Annotated in this window: 2 protein-coding genes; one reads left to right on the forward strand and one right to left on the reverse strand. The window is 66.4% G+C overall.

Annotated elements, in window-relative coordinates:
• A partial coding sequence (locus tag A3764_RS17815; RefSeq protein ID WP_269085031.1) for a calcium-binding protein occupies positions 1-683 on the forward strand: 683 nt, incomplete at its 5' end.
• Here the strand turns inward: A3764_RS17815 and A3764_RS25305 are convergent.
• On the reverse strand, positions 674-1,208 hold a 535-nt coding region (locus A3764_RS25305), incomplete at its 5' end, for an ABC transporter ATP-binding protein (protein ID WP_161487510.1). The genes A3764_RS17815 and A3764_RS25305 overlap by 10 nt on opposite strands.

Genomic DNA, 1,208 nt, shown 5'->3' on the forward strand with positions numbered 1-1,208 from the left:
CGGCACCAACCGGCGGGCAGACAATGACGGGAACGGCGGGCGGCGATACCCTTTCAGGCAGCGACTATGCTGATACGATCCGGGGCGGGGCGGGCAACGACGATCTGCGCGGCCAATCCGGTAACGATACGCTCTTCGGCGGGTCGGGCGCCGACACGATCCGGGGCGGTTTGGGCAACGATCTGATCCACGGAGATGCCGGGGAGGACGAGCTGCGCGGGGGCGAGGGCCGCGATCATATCCTCGGAGGCAACGGCAACGATCAGCTTTTCGGCAACGCGGGGGACGATGTGCTCACCGGTTCCGGCCAGAGCGATACCGTCTTCGGCGGGGCGGGGGCCGATTTCGTCAACGGCGGCTGGGGCTACGACCGGCTCGAAGGGGGCAGCGGCGCGGACCGCTTCTTTCACCTCGGCCACCGCGACCACGGGTCCGACTGGGTTGACGACTACGCGGCGGAGCAGAACGATATCCTGCTCTACGGGGATGAGGCCGCCAGCGCCGCCGACTTTCACGTCAATTTCGGGGAAACCGCAGGCGCCGGTGCCGCGGGGGTGGAGGAAGCCTTCGTGATCCACAGCCCCACGGGCCAGATCATCTGGGCCGTCACCGACGGCGCGGCGCAAAGCGCGCTGTTCCTTCAGATCGCGGGGCAGGATGCGGTCATCGACCTTTATGGCTGACCGTTTCGCATCAGCGCGCCGTAGCGGGTAATTGCGGCCTCAAGGTCGTCGAAATATTCGAGCCGCCCGTTTTCCAGCACCGCACCCGCGTCGCACATACCCCGGAGCGCCTCCATGTTGTGCGACACGACAATCGCGCCGCTGCGGGCCATGCGCTCGGCAAAAACCTCCCGGCTCTTTTGGCGAAAGGCCGCGTCACCGACACTTGTGACCTCGTCCACGAGATAGGTGTCGAAACGGATTCCCATCGAGGTGCCAAACGCCAGCCGCGCCCGCATCCCGGCGGAATAGCCGCGGAAAGGCCGGTGCAGATGCGCGCCCAGTTCGGAAAACGCCCCGACAAATGCGACCAGTTCGTCGGTATCCACCCCGTAGACCCGCGCCACGAAGCGCACGTTCTGCGCCCCCGTGAGGTCGGGATGGAAAGAGCCCGCAAAGCCCACCGGCCATGAAACGCTGCCGCGGCGAAGCACATGGCCCCGATCCGCCGCCATCGTCCCCGCGATGATCTTCAGGAGAGAGGAT

Origin of the sequence: Sulfitobacter sp. HI0129 (assembly GCF_001635395.1) — a bacterium.
Lineage (GTDB): Bacteria > Pseudomonadota > Alphaproteobacteria > Rhodobacterales > Rhodobacteraceae > Sulfitobacter.